Genomic DNA, 856 nt, shown 5'->3' on the forward strand with positions numbered 1-856 from the left:
TCCTGGGCCACGGCCCGCTCGCCCGGGGGCAGCGGCGCCAGCACCCTGCGCAGGGCGGTGAGGGCCAGATCGCCCAGGGCTGGGCCGAGGTTTTCGGCCGCGGGCAGCAGGCCCAGGCGCACCAGCGGGCGCAGGAGCAGGAGCAGGCCGGCGGCGCTCACCGGATGGGTGAGGGTGGTGGATTCTTCTGCCGGGCTGTCGGATTGCGCGGATGCGGGGGCTGGCGACGGGGCGGCAGGAGTCGGCGCGCCGGGCTCCCCCGTGGGTAGCGAGGCGGGCTGCGCGGCGGCGCGGGTGATCGTCTGCAGTAGCACGGCCGAAGGCTGGCGGGTGGCGGACGGGTGTTCGGTGAGCAGCAGGGCGAGGAGCCACGGGGCGGCCTGGGCCGGGCTGCTGGCGGTGGACAGGCGCAGGTGGTGGCTGGCGAGGAGGTCGAGCCGGGCCTGGAGATTCGGCACGGTGCCGGCTTCTGGCGTGGGTGTCGTCGGCGAGGCGGGTGAGTCGGCGCCGGGGCCGGTGCGTGTTGCCTGGGACGTGTCGGGGCGGGCGAAGTGACCGAGGAGGGCGCGAACGAGGCTGCTCGCTTCGTCGTCCGAGAGCAGGCTGGCCACGGGGGCATCGCTGCGGGCCAGCGCGGCCATGGTGGCCAGCGCCCGGGCCGGGTCGCGGGCGAGCCAGCGTTCGAGTATTGCGGCTGGCGCGAGGGGATCGGGGCTGTCGTCGTCACCGGCAAGATCAAGCGCCCACCAGGCGTCGGGCTGGCCGGCGGCACGGCGTTCCAGGTGGCGGTGTTCGGCGGCCCAGGCGTCGGCGAACCACGCGGCGGGGGCGTCTTCGTCTGCGTCGCCGGGGGGGA

Annotated in this window: 1 protein-coding gene; it reads right to left on the minus strand. The window is 76.2% G+C overall.

Features of this window, described 5'->3' with window-relative positions; genetic code table 11:
* Window positions 1-856: hypothetical protein (locus QQK25_RS23225; RefSeq protein ID WP_438696568.1), on the minus strand; the 856-nt coding region annotated here is incomplete at both ends.

The organism is Zoogloea oryzae, from assembly GCF_030161255.1.
GTDB classification, from domain to species: Bacteria; Pseudomonadota; Gammaproteobacteria; order Burkholderiales; family Rhodocyclaceae; genus Zoogloea; species Zoogloea oryzae.